At 38.9% G+C, this 16,228-nt stretch carries 14 protein-coding genes; 5 read left to right on the forward strand and 9 right to left on the reverse strand.

Going from position 1 to position 16,228, the window contains the following annotated elements; genetic code table 11:
• The first annotated feature begins 5 nt into the window (after nucleotides 1–5).
• A complete protein-coding gene (pelA, locus tag R3X28_RS04860; RefSeq protein ID WP_317662852.1) occupies nucleotides 6–2,024 on the forward strand; it encodes a pectate lyase in 2,019 nt (672 codons plus the stop codon).
• Nucleotides 2,021–2,761, forward strand: a complete 741-nt coding sequence (locus R3X28_RS04865; RefSeq protein WP_154362690.1) for a rhamnogalacturonan acetylesterase — start codon at nucleotides 2,021–2,023, stop codon at nucleotides 2,759–2,761. Before pelA ends, R3X28_RS04865 begins: the two co-directional genes overlap by 4 nt.
• A 284-nt stretch (nucleotides 2,762–3,045) precedes the next feature.
• On the opposite strand, the gene R3X28_RS04870 is transcribed toward R3X28_RS04865, so the two are convergent.
• The 9 genes from R3X28_RS04870 to R3X28_RS04910 form a co-directional block, all read right to left on the reverse strand.
• Entirely contained in the window at nucleotides 3,046–3,621 is a 576-nt protein-coding gene (locus R3X28_RS04870; RefSeq protein WP_109648965.1) for an electron transport complex protein RnfA, read from the reverse strand.
• A 1-nt stretch (nucleotide 3,622) separates the two neighbouring features.
• A complete protein-coding gene (locus R3X28_RS04875) occupies nucleotides 3,623–4,228 on the reverse strand; it encodes an RnfABCDGE type electron transport complex subunit E (protein ID WP_154362688.1) in 606 nt (201 codons plus the stop codon).
• Between the two features lie 5 nt (nucleotides 4,229–4,233).
• Entirely contained in the window at nucleotides 4,234–4,830 is a 597-nt protein-coding gene (locus R3X28_RS04880) for an RnfABCDGE type electron transport complex subunit G (protein ID WP_317662857.1), read from the reverse strand.
• 2 nt (nucleotides 4,831–4,832) lie between these two features.
• Complete coding sequence (locus R3X28_RS04885; RefSeq protein WP_317662858.1) at nucleotides 4,833–5,843, reverse strand: RnfABCDGE type electron transport complex subunit D; 1,011 nt, start codon at nucleotides 5,841–5,843, stop codon at nucleotides 4,833–4,835.
• 7 nt (nucleotides 5,844–5,850) lie between these two features.
• Nucleotides 5,851–7,179, reverse strand: a complete 1,329-nt coding sequence (gene rsxC, locus R3X28_RS04890) for an electron transport complex subunit RsxC (RefSeq protein WP_317662860.1) — start codon at nucleotides 7,177–7,179, stop codon at nucleotides 5,851–5,853.
• Nucleotides 7,172–8,077 (reverse strand): Fe-S cluster domain-containing protein, encoded by a 906-nt coding sequence (locus R3X28_RS04895; protein ID WP_317662862.1) that lies wholly within the window; start codon nucleotides 8,075–8,077, stop codon nucleotides 7,172–7,174. The genes rsxC and R3X28_RS04895 overlap by 8 nt, the downstream gene beginning before the upstream one ends.
• A 6-nt stretch (nucleotides 8,078–8,083) precedes the next feature.
• The gene (locus R3X28_RS04900; RefSeq protein ID WP_282053467.1) at nucleotides 8,084–8,512 is read right to left on the reverse strand and encodes a SoxR reducing system RseC family protein; all 429 of its coding nucleotides are present in this window, start codon (nucleotides 8,510–8,512) and stop codon (nucleotides 8,084–8,086) included.
• 205 nt (nucleotides 8,513–8,717) lie between these two features.
• Nucleotides 8,718–9,443 (reverse strand): ribonuclease activity regulator RraA, encoded by a 726-nt coding sequence (locus R3X28_RS04905; RefSeq protein ID WP_317662865.1) that lies wholly within the window; start codon nucleotides 9,441–9,443, stop codon nucleotides 8,718–8,720.
• Between the two features lie 18 nt (nucleotides 9,444–9,461).
• Nucleotides 9,462–10,427 (reverse strand): sugar phosphate isomerase/epimerase family protein, encoded by a 966-nt coding sequence (locus tag R3X28_RS04910; RefSeq protein WP_154362673.1) that lies wholly within the window; start codon nucleotides 10,425–10,427, stop codon nucleotides 9,462–9,464.
• Nucleotides 10,428–10,714: 287 nt separating this feature from the next.
• On the opposite strand from R3X28_RS04910, the gene R3X28_RS04915 reads away from it, so the two are divergent.
• The 3 genes from R3X28_RS04915 to R3X28_RS04925 all read left to right on the forward strand — a co-directional run bounded on the left by R3X28_RS04915 (nucleotide 10,715) and on the right by R3X28_RS04925 (nucleotide 15,783).
• Entirely contained in the window at nucleotides 10,715–13,036 is a 2,322-nt protein-coding gene (locus tag R3X28_RS04915; RefSeq protein ID WP_317662869.1) for a chondroitinase-B domain-containing protein, read from the forward strand.
• A 105-nt stretch (nucleotides 13,037–13,141) separates the two neighbouring features.
• Nucleotides 13,142–15,382 (forward strand): alginate lyase family protein, encoded by a 2,241-nt coding sequence (locus R3X28_RS04920; RefSeq protein ID WP_317662871.1) that lies wholly within the window; start codon nucleotides 13,142–13,144, stop codon nucleotides 15,380–15,382.
• Nucleotides 15,383–15,405: 23 nt separating this feature from the next.
• Nucleotides 15,406–15,783 (forward strand): cupin domain-containing protein, encoded by a 378-nt coding sequence (locus R3X28_RS04925; protein WP_154362667.1) that lies wholly within the window; start codon nucleotides 15,406–15,408, stop codon nucleotides 15,781–15,783.
• The last annotated feature ends 445 nt before the right edge of the window (nucleotides 15,784–16,228 follow it).

The following is a 16,228-nucleotide window of genomic DNA, read 5'->3' on the forward strand; positions in this document are numbered from 1 at the left end:
TATATATGTTCAATTTTTTAAGATGTAGCCTGTTTTTTATACTAACCAACATCACCTATGCACAGACACAGGTGTTGGTTGCTTCGTGGAAAGAAATTACCCACTTGAAAGACAGTTCTTGGTTTGCTACAATTGAGGCTAAGGCGGTAGCAGGGAATGTTTTGTTGTTTCAAAGGGATATTGGGGGGTGGCCAAAGAACATTCAAATGCACAAGCCCTTTTCTGAAGGGAAAAAGCGTGAATTGAATGAACTGAAATCGATACCTCGAGGATGTACCATAGACAATGGGGCTACTACCCAAGAAATGATATTCCTGTCCAAAATGTACCAACAAACCAAAAATGGGCAATATAGAACGGCCTTTTTAAAGGGTTTGGATTATCTCTTGGATGCCCAGTACGAAAATGGGGGGTGGCCGCAATTCTACCCTTTGCGCAAGGGCTATTATACGCACATAACCTATAATGATGACGCCATGGTAAATGTGCTTCGTATCCTAAAGGATATTGCCGGTTCAAAGGGATTCGTACATCTCGATATACCTGTCGAAAAAGTCAAGAAGGCTAGACTGGCCTTTGAAAAAGGTATTGATTGCATTCTGAAAACACAATATGTGCAAAACGGAAAGTTGACCGTGTGGTGTGCCCAACATGATGAAAACACCTTACTTCCTGCTAAAGCAAGATCATATGAGTTGCCTTCATTAAGTGGGAGTGAATCCGCAAAGATCGTTTTACTTCTTTTAAGTGTTGAAAACCCTTCAGACGGGGTTGTAGCAGCGATTGAATCCGCCGTGAAATGGTTTAAGGAAACAAAAATTGAAGGGTTACGGGAAGAGCGTGTCTACAATGACAACGGTAAATTGATAAAAAAAATAATGGTGCCTGACGCTGGGGCCAAACCCCTTTGGGCCAGGTTTATGGAATTAGAGGATAACAGACCTTTTTTCTGTGATCGTGATGGCATTAAAAAAGAAAGCATAGAAGAAATAGGGGAAGAGCGTAGAAATGGTTATAAATGGTATACCGATGAACCTCTGGAGGTATTGGTAAAATATCCGAAGTGGAAGGCTAAAATCATGGGAAAGGCCAAAACAAAAGGGGATATCGATATCTACAATATGGTTGTGGCCAAGGATGGCACAGGAGATTTCACCTCAATCCAAGAGGCCATCAATAGTGCCAAGGGATTTCCTGACAGGCGCGTAACCATCAAGATAAAAAATGGAATTTATAAGGAAAAAGTTGAGGTTTATGAATGGAATACACATATGTCGATCATTGGGGAGGATAAGGATAAGACCATCATTACTTATGATGATTATTTTGAAAGATTGAATCTGGGAAGAAACAGTACCTTCCATACCCCTACATTCTTGGTGCAGGGCAATGACTTTTATGCCGAAAACCTTACCTTTCAAAATACTGCCGGCCAAAAAGGACAAGCTGTGGCCCTAGCGGTAAATGCGGACCGCGTTTTAATTGAGAATTGTAAAATCAAAGGAAATCAAGATACCTTATATACCACAGGGGAAGGTTTTAGGCAATACTATAAGGATTGCTATATCGAAGGAACGACCGACTTTATTTTTGGACAGGCGACAGCACTTTTTCAGAATAGTGTAATCCACAGTAAATCAGATTCCTTTATCACGGCTGCCTCTACCTCAAAAAATATGGAATTCGGCTATGTTTTCAAGGGTTGTAAACTTACGGGCACTCCGGGATTGGGTAAAGTATACTTAGGCAGACCATGGCGAACGTATGCAAAAACCGTTTTTATCAATTGTTTTATGGGAGATCATATCATCCCAGAGGGATGGGATAATTGGTCTAACGAGAAAGCCATGGGTGAGACGTTCTACGCGGAATATAATTGCAGCGGGCCAGGATTTCAACCCGGTAAACGGGTGGGGTGGTCCTATCAGATAAAAAAATCGGAAGCTAAAAAATACACAGTTGGGAATATTCTTGGGAATCAAAAAAAAGAGGGTAAACCATGGTATTTGAATTTCAGGAAATGAAAGTAAAAGTATTTTTGATGGTTTTCGTGTTCCTAGGTGCAATCGGCAATGCACAGGAGACAACGATTTATTGTATTGGGGATTCGACAATGGCGAACAAGGATAATCCCAATGAAAATCCAGAACGTGGTTGGGCGCAGGTTTTGCCACTTTTTTTTACCAAGGAAGTGAAGATAGACAATAGGGCCGTTAATGGTCGGAGTTCAAAAAGTTTTATCAATGAGAAAAGATGGGATTCGGTTTGCAAAGTATTAAAACCAAATGATTATGTGTTCATCCAGTTTGGACATAACGATCAAAAGATAAAGGATTCGACCCGTTATACCAATCCACATACTGCCTATCGTTATAATTTGATTCGATTTGTCAAGGAAACAAGGGAAAAGGGGGCAATCCCAATACTTTTTTCATCCATTGCAAGAAGAAATTTCAATGAATTTGGGACTTTGGTCGATACACACGGCGAATATCCTATGGAAGTACGATTGGTGGCCCAGGAATTAAAGGTTCCATTTGTTGACCTTCAATATTTAACCGAGGAGTTGGAAATCTCCTGTGGCCCCGAAGGGTCCAAAAAACTACACCTTCACTTTAAACCTGGGGAGCATCCGTACTATCCAAACGGAAAGGAGGACAATACACATTTGTCCAAAAAAGGGGCATTGTCGGTTTCAAGATTGGTCGTAGATGAGCTAAGATCCTTAGGACTTCCATTGGTGGGTATGCTGAAACCATGAAGTCGATTCAAAAGGTTTTTGGGTTATTTTGGTAATTACCCCGGGGGTTGGAATACCATAATCCGTAATAAGAACAGGATTATTCAGAGGTTCATGAATTTAAGGATGCGACTCATTCATTTTGTTTGTATCACCATTGGTTTCAGTCTACCATAGCGTATATTGATTTGTTTTTAAGGTAGGTATTTAACAAATAAACTGACCCAAGACCCAGGTTGCTGGATTTTGGTTTTCAACTTATAATGGCTGTGCTATTATGGCTTGTTTTTGGTCACATTTTTCGATTATACCAATCCTGTGAACCCTAAAAAGGCCAAGGATAATAGTCCGGCTACCAACAAATTGATCGGTACACCTTTCATGCCTTCAGGTATATTGGCGAGTTCCAGATATTCGCGAATACTGGCAAAGACGATCAAAGCCAAACCAAATCCAAGAGAATTGGAGAAAGCGAAGAAAACGGCCTTTAAGAGGCTGCTGTTTTCGAGACCCAAAGCTAGGATAGCAACACCAAGGACTGCACAATTCGTGGTAATCAGTGGAAGAAAAACCCCCAAAGCCTGGTATAAAGGTGGACTCACTTTTTTAAGGATAATCTCTACCATTTGCACCAAAGCGGCAATTACCAGGATAAAGGTTATGGTCCGTAGATAATCCAACCCTGCAGGAAGTAGAATATAATTGTGCAATAGATAGGTTGCGGTAGTCGCTATGGTCATTACGAACATTACGGCACCTGCCATACCCACCGAAGTCGATATTTTGTTGGAAACGCCTAAAAAGGGGCAGATGCCCAAAAATTGCGATAGTACAATATTGTTGACGAATACAGCGGCTATGAGTATTACGATATAGTCCATTCTAAGCTGTTTTAGCGGTTAGTTTATTAAACAAGATTGATAGATAGGCCAAGGCTATGAATGCTCCTGGAGGTAGAATGAAAAGGATGAACGTATTCGCATCCTCTGAAACGAATTTATAATCGAAAATACTTCCATTACCCAGAATTTCTCGGGTTATACCCAAAACGGTAAGCGCAAGTACAAAACCCAGTCCCATGCCAAGTGCATCCAACACCGAGGATTTTAAATCATTTTTCGAGGCAAAGGCCTCGGCCCTTCCTAGAATGAGACAGTTTACCACGATTAAGGGGATAAAGATGCCCAGTTGCTCGTAAAGAAAGGGGATAAAAGCTTCTAAGACCATTTCAACTATGGTCACGAAAGAAGCGATTATGATGATAAAGGCAGGAATCCTGACCTTACTCGGTATTTGTGATTTGACAAGGGAAACGACCGTATTGGACATTAAGAGTACGAATAAGGTGGCAACTCCCATACCGAATCCGTTAAATGCCGATGAAGTAACTCCCAAAGTAGGACACATGCCCAGAAGCATTACAAAGATGGGGTTCTCCTTGACGATACCTTTTAAGAAATTTTGCTTTTGATCAATGGTATTGGCCATAATTTCTAGTTGTTCGATTTGGTTAAAGAATCCTTGATTTTCATATATTCATCATAGGCGCTTTGGGCAGCTTCGGTAAAGGCCCTTGAACTGATCGTAGCTCCGGTCAAGGCATCGACCTCTCCACCATCTTTGGAGACTTTTAGGTCATAGTCTGTTGGATTTTTATCCCGAAATTGTCCCAAGAATTTTTCTTCTTTCATCTTGGTACCAAGTCCAGGGGTTTCTTTCTGCTCAAGTACGACGATATTTTGTATGCCTCCGTCAGGTTTAAATCCTACCATGATTTTCACCAAGCCACTAAAGCCTTTTTCCGAAGCACCGATAACGGCGGCTCCTACGAATTTTCCACTTTTAAAAGCTGGGTAAACTTCTACACTATCCTTTGCTATTGGGGTTTTTATCTTAACTACTTCGGATACAAGGTCATTGTCAAATTCCGGTAGTACGGCCTTAAGAGCATTGACTTTTTTGGCCAATTTGGCTTCTGCCTTTGGTCCCATGGTCAGGTCATTGACAAAACCCAAAGAGAATCCGGCCACTAAGGTTATCACGATAAGTGCCAGGGCCATGTTCAAAAATGTTGATTCCTTCTTACTCATAACTACATAATTTTGGCTTTGATCTTAGAACCGAACCTGCGTGGTTTAAAAAAGCTGTTGATTAGGGGTACAAAAGCATTCATAATCAATATGGCAAAAGAGATGCCTTCTGGATAAGCTCCGTAAAAACGAATGATAACGGTAATTAAACCGATGCCTATCGCGAAAATAACCATCCCTTTTTTGGTCATGGGACTTGTAACCATATCCGTGGCCATAAAGAAAGCTCCGAGAATAGCTCCACCAGATAATAAATGTATAACCGGATTGGCATAATGCTCGGGGTCTATTGACCAGAAAATACCTGTCATAATACCCATGGTCAGTAATACCGTTACTGGAATATGCCATGAGATGACTTTACGAATCATAAGATATAAACCTCCAAGTAGAAGGGCAATAGCCGACATTTCCCCTAGGGAACCTCCTGTGATACCTAAAAGCATATCAACACTTGAAGGAATCTTGGCACTTAACTCGGTCATTGTTCCTCCAAATTGTAAACCTTCTTTTATGATACCTAAAGTTGTAGCACCGGAAACGGCATCTGCAATCGTAGTGTTGTTTACCACTGCCATTGGCCAAAGTGTCATTTGAACGGGAAAACAGACCAAAAGGAAAACCCTACCGACAAGAGCAGGATTGAACACGTTGAAACCAAGTCCACCGAATGAAAGTTTTGCGATACCGATTGCCACTAAACTACCTACGATGATCATCCAAATGGGCAGTCCGGCAGGTACGTTAAAGGCCAAAAGTAGTCCTGTTAACAGAGCCGAACCATCGGTTATGGTCACCTCGGTCTTCATGAGATATTTTTGAATCAGATATTCGAACAGCAAACATGAAATAATGGCTATTGAGTTTGTTATCAATGCGTTAAAGCCAAATATGTACAATGATACCAAAAATGCGGGTACCAATGCTATGACCACATCATACATTATTTTTTTTGAAGTTCTTTCAGAATGAAGGTGTGGGGAGGCCGAAATAACAATTGGGGGGCTATCCATTATGTATTTAATTTTTAGAAGATGCTAAATTTTTAGTAATATTTTTTCCAAACCTGATATAATCCAATAAAGGACGGTTTGAAGGGCATACATAACTACAGGAGCCACATTCGATACATGTCATTATATCTTCTTGGGCTGCTTTTTCATACATGCCTTTCTCTGTTAGGTTCATTAAAAGGTGGGGTTCAAGTCCCATGGGGCAAACATTGACGCATTCGCCGCAACGGATACAATTTTTGACTTCGCCCCTACAAGCTTCATCCTCATTGACGATAAGGATGCCCGAGGTGCCTTTGGTAACAGGTACGTCCGTATTTTTAATGGCTTTACCCATCATGGGTCCACCATTTATTATTTTTCGGGTACCTTCCGGCATACCACCTACTTCCTCGATAAGGTCTTTGATCGGAGTGCCTATCTTAACCCAAAAGTTAGAGGGGTTGTCCAATTTTTTTCCGGTTACGGTTACGACCCTTTCGATCAATGGTTTGTTATGCTGAATGGCCTCATAAATAGCGAAAACCGTCCCAACATTATTCACGACCACACCTACATCCATAGGTAGACCGTTTTTTGGAACCTCACGATTCAAAATGGCACTTATCAATTGCTTTTCACCACCTTGGGGATATTTAACCTGTAAGGCAGCTACTTGTATTTCTTTTTCGTCGGCAGTTAATCGTTTGAATAATTCAACCGCATCGTGTTTATTGTCCTCGATACCAATGACAGCTTTATTTACATGAAGGGCCTTCATTAAGATTTTTATGCCTACGACTATTTCTTCCCCTTTTTCGAGCATCAACCTATGATCTGCCGTTAAATAAGGTTCACATTCGACACCATTGATAATAAGACGATCCATCTTTTTATCTTCCTTGACGTTGAGTTTTACATGGGAAGGGAAAGTAGCACCGCCTAAACCAACGATTCCGAAATCGGAAATTCGTTTTACGATTTCCGCGGGTTCAAGGGTTATTTCCTTTTTAAGGGGATAATCAACTTCCTGAAAGTTGGCTTCGTTCTTTGCATCTGTACGTATAACAATACATTGTTTTTTGTATCCACTGGAATCGATGACCATATCCAATTTGGTAACGGTACCGGCAACGGGGGAATGTATGTTCGAAGAAACGAAACCACCGGATTTAGCAATGACCTGACCAATTTCTACCTTGTCTTTTCTGTCAACAACGATTTCGGCAGGAATACCAATGTGTTGGGCTATAGGTACATACACGACTTTGGGCGCTGACAGTCGCTTAATGTTCTTTGAGGAGGTCAGTTTATTTTCGGGAGGATGAATACCTCCCTTTGAGAATGTTTTAAGCATCTTTTACAAGGTTTACCGATTTAACTTCGCCTGAGGGGTCAGCTTCTACCTTTTTCTCCACTACCTTTTTTACTTTTGGTGGAGGGAAATTTGTTTCAATAATGGAGTGCGTAGGACATACAGGAACACATTTTCTACATAATGTACAATATTCGGGATCTATATAGGCCAAGTTGTTGACCATGGTTATAGCTTCTTTCGGGCAAGCATCTACACATTTTGAACATCCTATACAGGCCACTGAGCAGGCTTTTTTGGCAATACCACCTTTTTCCTCATTTAAACAGCCTACATAAACTTTTAAGTCCCTCTTGTTTTTGGGTCGCATCTCGATAATGTCACGAGGACAAGCTTCAACACACATACCACAAGATGTACATTTGTCGGTTATCACAATGGGGAGTCCGGTAGTTTCATCCATGAACATGGCATCGAACTTACAGGCTGTTACGCAGTCCCCATCACCAAGACAACCGTATTGGCAATCAGTTTCACCACTATAGATCATGGCCGATATGGCGCAGGATTTCGGTCCTTGGTATTCGGTTGTTTTTGGCCGAACCTCACAGGATCCTTGACAGCGGACTACGGCGACCGTTGGGTCTTTTTCAGCGACTTCCTTGCCTAAGGCTTCAGCTACCAATTTCATGGTGTCATTTCCTCCTACAGGGCAAAATAAATCCGATATATCTTCAGTTCCTACCAGTTTTTCAGCAAATGATTTGCATCCAGGGGAACCACAGCCAGCGCAATTGGCCCCTGGCAAAAGGTCTTCCACCTCTGCAATCAACGGATCCTCGTATACATAGAATTTTTTTGAGACTACATACAGGACCAAGGCCGTGACAGCTCCTAAAGAAACTAGTAAAAGGACACTATTTAATATAGATTCGTTCATTATTGGCTATATTTTTACGACAGAAATTTTAAATGTTTTTTTAAAGACGTTCCTTAAGGCATAGAGTGTTAGGTAATAAGGAATCAAAATCAATAGGGATAATACACCTGCCATCCATTCTTTTAGGAATAATGATGAAACCCCTAAAGTGAATACCATGAGTAGAAAAGGGAAAATATAAGCCCAGAAAACAGCTTTTAGACCCAATCCTTTCCTTAGGACAACATTTACATGCTCGTTTATATTAAAGGTTTCGTTTGGAGTGCTTATTTCTACTTCTTTGGAACCGGATTCTGAAATGCCACAAGTACTTTTGGCCCGACAAGATTCACAATGAACGTTTTCATCTAAAGAAACAACCAGTGAACCATTGTCTTTTTTGGAAACAACACCGGAGTGTGTGTATACATCTTTACTTGATAGGTTCGATTCCATTTTCAAATGGTTGTTTATCTCATTTTTAGAGGTTATAAAGTTAAGTTTAATGGTTAGGTAAGAACATGACATATGTCAGGATTTGCTGCATGAACGAGTGGTTTTTAGTTCTTTAGAATGATTCTAAAGAGTTTTTCTTAAAAAAATAAGGGGCGAAATTCATCATTTCGCCCCTTATTAAAATTCAAATTATTATGGTAGTATATTAATGATTGTCAGTCTTCATATTCTTCCATAGCTCAAACTCTTTTTTAATGTTTTCGTCAACAAGGGGATAAAGGCCTATGACCGCATGACCATTATTTACTTGTTCCATTACGAATTCTTCATACAAGGTCATGTGAACACATTCGTCCGCAACTTCATCGGCAATGTTGGCCGGGATTACCATTACCCCATCGTCATCCCCAACTAAAATGTCACCAGGAAATACGGCAACATCCCCACAACCTATCGGCTCGTTGATAGCTATCGCTTGGTGAAGGGTTAAGTTGGTGGGGGCTGAGGGGCGATTATGGTAAGAAGGTAAATCCAATTCGGCAATTTCAGCAGAATCACGGAACCCGCCATCGGTAACGAGGCCGGCTGCACCTCTAACCATCAATCTGGTGGCTAAAATTGAACCAGCCGATGCTGCCCGGGCATCTTTTCTACTGTCGATGACCAAAACCGCACCTTCGGGGCATTCTTCAACCGCTATTCTCTGAAGGTGTTTGGCGTCCCTGAATATTTCTATTGGGTTTAGGTCTTCCCTGGCAGGAATATACCTTAATGTATATGCCTCACCGACCATCGTAGGTTTGTTCAATTTTAAAGGTTTGACATCTTGTATGAATTGATTTTTCAATCCTCGTTTAAAAAGACAAGTCGCAATAGTTGCCGTACTGACTGTTTTTAGTTTTTCCTTGGTTGATTTTAATGCTCGGGCCATGATTTGATGTTAGAAAGTTTATTGTTGATTTACTTTTTGCCACGTTTCTTTTAAATAGGTTAAATCTTTTTTCATCTGTTTAAAGACCTCTTTCTGGGGAATCGATATTTTGGATGCTCCACGTTGGGCACCGCCAAGATCATATTCCAAATGCAGGGAAATCGGTACGTTGATGTTATACTTTTTCAGTAATGTGAAATAGTGTTCAAAATCAACCATCCCTTCTCCGAGAGGAGTGTTTACGGGTTGCCATTTTCCGTTCACTTTACCCCATTTAAAATCCTTGATTACGATGGATTTTATATAAGGTTGTATGCGCCTTAATCCAAGTTCCCAACAGTTTCCGCCTTCTACCATAGCGTGTCTTATATCGTATTGGCAACCCATGTGTTCGTTTTGTGTTTGGCCTAGGATAGGAGGTAGGTCCCAAATTGGTGCTCCCACATGATTGCCGGCATGGTTTTGATAACATCCTACTAAACCATATTTTTTATTAATAATCTCCAATTCTTTAAATTGTTGGGCGTATATGGCTTGGCTTTCATCAATAGATCTATCTTCAGGATATGAAAGCCATCCTGTACGGTAGTGGGAGAAACCTAAAGCGCCAGCTGTTTTTAAAACAGATGAGGTCTCTTTGTTACGGGCATCAAGAACATTCGTGGTCATCATTACCGGAAGTAAATTGTTCTTTTTCATCGCCTCTACAGCTTTTGGCAGATCATCGATCACTTTTTCCGGGGATACATGGCCATTTGGCCTTACTGTTAAGTCAACCCCATTAAAACCCATCTCAGCGGTTGCTGCCGACATGGCATCGTAGTCCAAAAATTGAAGGTGTTTCGAAAACAAGAATATGTTTGGTCCGGCTTCATTAATTTTAGGTTTTTCAATTAAATGGCCGGCAATCCCCGATAAAGGAAGTATCATGGCAGAACCTGCAAGAGTTGATTGTTTAAGGAATTGTCTTCTAGTGCGTTTCATAAGTTCCGGTTTTAGGTTGTACTTTGTGTATGTCGTCTTCCTTCTAAATTATGCTATCTTGGTGATGAACTTCCTTATTTTTAAGGTTACCTGTTTTACTTGAAATGCTTTGGAAATGGAATATTCATAACGGTAATTGATAGTCTCATTTAAGAGGGTGTTTCCATTTTAATATAATGTCGTATTTAAAATTATTGGATTAGGAATTATAGGCTAAAAATTTGTTAGCTCCACAAATATACATATATTTGGTAAACCAAACTGGTTAACCAATTTAATCTATTCCAATGAACTTCAATATCCTCAAACAGGTTTTCCCCTTACTAATTTTAGTCTTGACAATTTCATGCTCGGAAAGAGCGGTGACCGATGTTTTGGTCCATAACCTTGCGGAATTTGATAAAGCTGTTCTAGAAGCCGAACCTGGAACTGAAATAGTTCTGGCCAATGGCGACTGGAAAGATGTTCAATTAAAATTTATAGGAGAAGGAACCAAAGACAAACCGATTACTATAAAGGCAGAAACTCCAGGTAAAGTATTTATTGAAGGTGTTTCCAATTTGGAAATTTCCGGAAATTATTTGGTCGTTAAAGGCTTGTTTTTTAGAAATGGCCATACACCGACCGGTAATGTAATTGCATTTAGAACAAGTGAAGAAAAAGTAGCCAACCACTCTAGGGTTACTAATTGTGTAATTCTGGATTACAACCAGTTACAGCGTGATAAAGATGATCTTTGGGTTCAGTTTTATGGTACACATAATACAATGGATCATTGTTATCTTGCAGGTAAAACCAATGGTGGCCCAACAGTCAGGGTAGATTTAAAAGGAAACCAAAGCATAAGGAATTATCATCAAATCGTGAATAACCATTTTGGGCCAAGACCTAGAAAAGGTGGTGCCAGAGGCGAAACTATTCAATTGGGTAGTAGTTTTACCTCTATGTCGCCAAGTAATACGACCATAGCCAATAATTTATTTGAAGAGTGTAATGGGGAAGTTGAAATTATTTCCAGTAAAACCAACTTTAATGAGATTAGAAACAATGTATTCTACAAAAGTGAAGGTTCTGTCGTAACACGTCATGGTAATTACGCTGTTATAGATGGTAATTATTTCATCGGTGATGGTGTAAACAAAAACTTTGGGGGAATACGACTTGTAAATACAGGGCATTGGGTTATCAATAATTATTTCTATAATATTATCGGTGAAAACTTCAGGAGTCCTTTAGCGGTTATGAACGGAATTCCAAAATCGCCATTAAATAGATATAATCAAGTTACTGATGTTGTAGTAGCATATAACACCTATGTTGATTGTAAATCGCCATGGCAATTTGGAGTGGGAACCAATATAGCGCAGGCTGATGTGCTTCCTAAATCGGAAATACGTTCTGCAAGGGCACTTAGAACAGAGGTTGCCAATAATATCATTTACAATAAGATAGGGGATAAAAATGTGATTATTGAGCATGACAAGGCTGATGGGGTAAAATTTAAAAATAACATTATCAATAACCAAGGAGTTGATTTTGGTGATACTACAAGAATCAAGGCAACTGAATTTGAATTGACGAAAGTTGGTGAGTATATTTATTTACCTGAATTATCAAGCGAATTTGATATTTATCAAGGTTTTGGGTTTGATAAAATAACAAATGATCTGTTTGGAAATTCAAGAGAGGACAAGAACTCGATCGGGGCAACGGTTCAAGGGGAATTTAAAGATCCTAACATTTTGGACAAAACTAAATACGGGGCTGATTGGTTTTCTAATAGTATTGAAGCCCAAGAGCCTAGTGTTATTGCAGTTACTTCTGCTAAGGGAGAATTAGAAGAAAAAATAGCTGCTGCCAAAGCAGGGGACATTATCTCTTTGGGTCCGGGACAATATAATGTGTCAAAATCGATAATAATCAATAAAACCATAACGATCCAATCAAAGGAAAATGAAAAAGCGGAAATCATATTTACGGGAGCGGACAATACTCCTGTGTTCGAATTGAATCCTTACGGAATCTTATATATTAAGAATGTGTCGCTTACAGGGAACGGTAAACAACAAGCTTTTTCCAACTTAAAGGAAAATATGTCAAATCACTTCGGATTAACGGTTTCAGGTTGTGATATTAACAACTTTAACTATGTTTTAAAAGCGTACAAGCAGACATTTGCAGAAGAAATTACATTTAAGAACACAAGTATTTCCGATTGTGAGAATGGAATAGAATTATCAGAGGAGACAAATGATAAAGGAGATTATAATGTCGAGTATTTAACCATTGATAACTGTTCGTTCACCAACGTAAACCAAAATGTCATCGATTATTATAGGGGTGGATATGATGAATCTACGATCGGAGGTAATCTGTTGGTCACCAATAGCACTTTTACAAATTGTGGAAGTAAAGAAAAGAATAGGATTTTATTGAACCATAGGGGGATTGTGAATGTCAATATCAATAAGAACACATTTACTGATAACAAGGTAGAATTGGTTGCTTTATTGTGGGGAGCAAAGAACAATGTAGCATCTGATAATAAAATTTCAAACTCGGGTGAGATTAAAGTTGAAGAGAATTTGAAGTTGAAGTTAATGTATTGATCCATATTGAAAACAAGGGTCAGAATAACTCATTTGTTTTCGGGAGACAGTTTGCAGGATAAAAGAAATAGTTCGTAAAATACTTATGAAAAGTAAATGAAAAGAATGCATATAAAAAGAATAAATAGGGTGCTAATATCGGTGACATGCTTACTAATAAGCCTATGCCCTATTCTTAATCAAGCTCAAGAGCATCCAAATCTGATTTTAACCAAAGCAGGGGTAGAAAAAATCAGGGCCGAATTGGGTAGTATTCCCATTTTTGACGCAACCTTGGAACAAGTGAAAGAAGAGGTTGATGCCGAAATAGCTCTTGGCATTGATACGCCAATCCCAAAGGATTATTCAGGTGGTTACACACATGTAAGACACAAGCGTAATATGGTAGTCATGCAAAAAGCAGGTGTTTTATACCAAATTTTGGATGACGAAAAATATGCTAAGTACGTAAAAGACATGCTAATGCAATATGAAGGAATGTATAGAACATTACCGTTGCATCCTAAAACAAGGTCGTACGCCAGGGGTAAATTGTTTTGGCAATGCCTAAACGATTCCAATTGGTTGGTTTATGTTAGCCAGGCTTACGATTGTATTTATAATTATTTAAGTAAAGCCGAAAGAAAGAAACTAGAAAAGAATCTTTTTAGACCATTTGCAGATCATATTTCTGTGGACAGTCCGCAGTTTTACCAAAGAGTCCATAACCATAGTACATGGGGTAATGCAGCTGTTGGTATGATTGGTTTGGTAATGAATGATAAAGAGTTGATTGATCGGGCCTTATATGGTATCAAAGGAGTGAATTTGGACAAAACAGCCAAAGATGATGATGGTGGTTTTTTGAATAAAGATGGAAAAGCTGGTTTTTTAGCCAATATAGAAGAACCTTTTTCACCAGATGGCTATTATAATGAAGGTCCGTATTATCAACGTTATGCAATGTATCCATTTTTGATTTTTGCTGAAGGGCTACACAACGTAAAACCTGAATTGAAAATTTTTGAATATAAAGATGGTGTTCTTTTAAAATCGATCAACGCGCTGTTGAATTTATCTGATGCAGATGGGGATTTTTTTCCGCTTAACGACGGACAAAAAGGAATGTCTTATTATAATGATGCTTTGGTTACAGCCGTTGATATTTCTTATTATTTCGGAAATCAAGATCCAGGCTTGTTAAGCATTGCTGCAAAACAAAACAAAGTCTTGTTAGATGATTCTGGTTTGGCAGTTGCACTTGGTATAAAAAATGGAAAAGCCAAGCCGTTCGACAAAAAATCAATCAACTTAACCGATGGTCCGGATGGAAAGCAGGGAGGTGTCGGTATTTTACGAAGTGAAGATTTAGAACTTGTTTTTAAATATGCAGCCCAAGGTTCAAGTCATGGTCATTATGATAAATTGTCCTTTTCGTTCTATGAAAAAGGGGATGAAGTATTACAGGATTACGGATTGGCACGTTTTGTAAATATTGAACAAAAAGGTGGTGGCAACTATTTAAAGGAAAATGAAACATGGGCCAAACAGACTATTGCCCATAATACGTTGGTGCAGAATGGGAAGTCCCACTATCAGGGTAATTTTGATATTGGAAGCAAGTATCATCCAGATTTGTACCTTTTTGATGTTTCTAAACCCGAGATACAATTGGTAAGTGCTAAGGAAACAAATGCCTATCCCGGAACGGAAATGCATAGGACCATGGCCATTATTAAGGAAGAAGGATTTGAAAAGCCATTCTTACTTGATATATTCAAAGTAAAATCAGATAGTGTAAATCAATATGACCTACCCTTTTATTTTATGGGGCAAGTATTAAAAACGAATTTTGAATACGAGGTTCCGCAAATACTTGAGCCTTTAGGGAAAGAAAATGGATATCAACATTTATGGTCGGAAGGCAGTGGGCACCCAATAGGGGAAAACACCAAATTAAGCTGGTTGGATAAAGGGAGGTTCTACACCTTAACGTCGGCGACATTGAAAAATGATGAACTAAGGTTTGTTAGAATAGGAGCGAATGACCCTGAATTTAACCTTAGAAGAGAAGCAGGTTTTCTAATTCGGAGAAAAGAAGTTCAAAACAGTCTTTTTGTTTCGGTGGTTGAAGCACATGGTAGTTATAGCCCTGTATCGGAATCTGCTGTGAATTCCAATAGTAATATTGCAGCGTTGAAAGTGGTGTTGGATACAGTGGACTATACAGCTATTTCAATTACTACTATAAAAGGAAATACTAAACTATTTATTATTGCAAATACGAACGCTTCTAAAGAAGCGAAACATACATTGAAAATAAATGAAAAGAATTACACTTGGGTGGGTTCTTATTATTACAATTAAATTAATCATAAAAAAATAAAAAAATGAAGCGATTTAGTGAGAAATACGTCATTTCTAAAGAATTGGAATGGGAAGAACTTGGAGGAGGAGTGTCAAGAAAGTTCTTAGGTTACGATAACCAGATCATGATGGTAAAAGTAAAATTTGAAAAAGGGGCATTAGGAGCGCCGCACCAACATTTTCACACACAAGCTACCTACTGTGTTTCGGGTAAATTTGAGTTTGAAATTGATGGGGAGAAGAAAATTGTGGAAGCAGGCGATGGGGTTTATATAGAGCCAAATTTATTACATAGTGCGGTTTGTTTGGAAGAAGGAATGCTGATTGACACCTTTAGCCCTGTAAGGGAAGATTTCTTGAGTGGTGGTGCGGTATCTTATTTTGGTGATAAAGAGTCTTAACATATAATAAAAACCTGCTATTCTTATTCGAGTAGATTTTATGGAATAACTTATTTTACCGGATTGTTTTACGTATTTCGTAAAATAGAAGGGGCTAAAATCCAATCCAAATTAAATTTTAACATTTAATTTGGGTTCGGATTTTTTTTTAACACATTAATAACATATATTTGGTTATCCAAATTGGTCAACCAGTTTGGATAACCAAAAAACTAGATAAAATTATTACTAACTCACACAAAATCAATTTTCAATGAAACTGGATAGATAAAACAAAAAAAGGATAGGTGCCAGCCTATCCCTTTCTAAATGGTCACTTCTTTTCAGATAGAAGTAAATCGTTAGAACATGTAATGCTTCACAAAACATGATTTCTGCAAAATTAACCAAAATTCATGGATTTTTCAGTAGCGTCATGCTAAAGTAAAGTAAGGGCTTTGAGATT

Origin of the sequence: Maribacter sp. TH_r10, assembly GCF_033101095.1 — a bacterium.
Lineage (GTDB): Bacteria > Bacteroidota > Bacteroidia > Flavobacteriales > Flavobacteriaceae > Maribacter_A > Maribacter_A luteus.

What these genes read in the sequence shown, in the direction of transcription:
- pelA (WP_317662852.1), top strand. Translation starts at nt 6, where the DNA reads ATGTTCAATTTTTTAAGATGTAGCCTGTTTTTTATACTAACCAACATC.
- R3X28_RS04865 (WP_154362690.1), top strand. Translation starts at nt 2,021, where the DNA reads ATGAAAGTAAAAGTATTTTTGATGGTTTTCGTGTTCCTAGGTGCAATC.
- R3X28_RS04870 (WP_109648965.1), bottom strand. Translation starts at nt 3,621, where the DNA reads ATGGACTATATCGTAATACTCATAGCCGCTGTATTCGTCAACAATATT.
- R3X28_RS04875 (WP_154362688.1), bottom strand. Translation starts at nt 4,228, where the DNA reads ATGGCCAATACCATTGATCAAAAGCAAAATTTCTTAAAAGGTATCGTC.
- R3X28_RS04880 (WP_317662857.1), bottom strand. Translation starts at nt 4,830, where the DNA reads ATGAGTAAGAAGGAATCAACATTTTTGAACATGGCCCTGGCACTTATC.
- R3X28_RS04885 (WP_317662858.1), bottom strand. Translation starts at nt 5,843, where the DNA reads ATGGATAGCCCCCCAATTGTTATTTCGGCCTCCCCACACCTTCATTCT.
- rsxC (WP_317662860.1), bottom strand. Translation starts at nt 7,179, where the DNA reads ATGCTTAAAACATTCTCAAAGGGAGGTATTCATCCTCCCGAAAATAAA.
- R3X28_RS04895 (WP_317662862.1), bottom strand. Translation starts at nt 8,077, where the DNA reads ATGAACGAATCTATATTAAATAGTGTCCTTTTACTAGTTTCTTTAGGA.
- R3X28_RS04900 (WP_282053467.1), bottom strand. Translation starts at nt 8,512, where the DNA reads ATGGAATCGAACCTATCAAGTAAAGATGTATACACACACTCCGGTGTT.
- R3X28_RS04905 (WP_317662865.1), bottom strand. Translation starts at nt 9,443, where the DNA reads ATGGCCCGAGCATTAAAATCAACCAAGGAAAAACTAAAAACAGTCAGT.
- R3X28_RS04910 (WP_154362673.1), bottom strand. Translation starts at nt 10,427, where the DNA reads ATGAAACGCACTAGAAGACAATTCCTTAAACAATCAACTCTTGCAGGT.
- R3X28_RS04915 (WP_317662869.1), top strand. Translation starts at nt 10,715, where the DNA reads ATGAACTTCAATATCCTCAAACAGGTTTTCCCCTTACTAATTTTAGTC.
- R3X28_RS04920 (WP_317662871.1), top strand. Translation starts at nt 13,142, where the DNA reads ATGCATATAAAAAGAATAAATAGGGTGCTAATATCGGTGACATGCTTA.
- R3X28_RS04925 (WP_154362667.1), top strand. Translation starts at nt 15,406, where the DNA reads ATGAAGCGATTTAGTGAGAAATACGTCATTTCTAAAGAATTGGAATGG.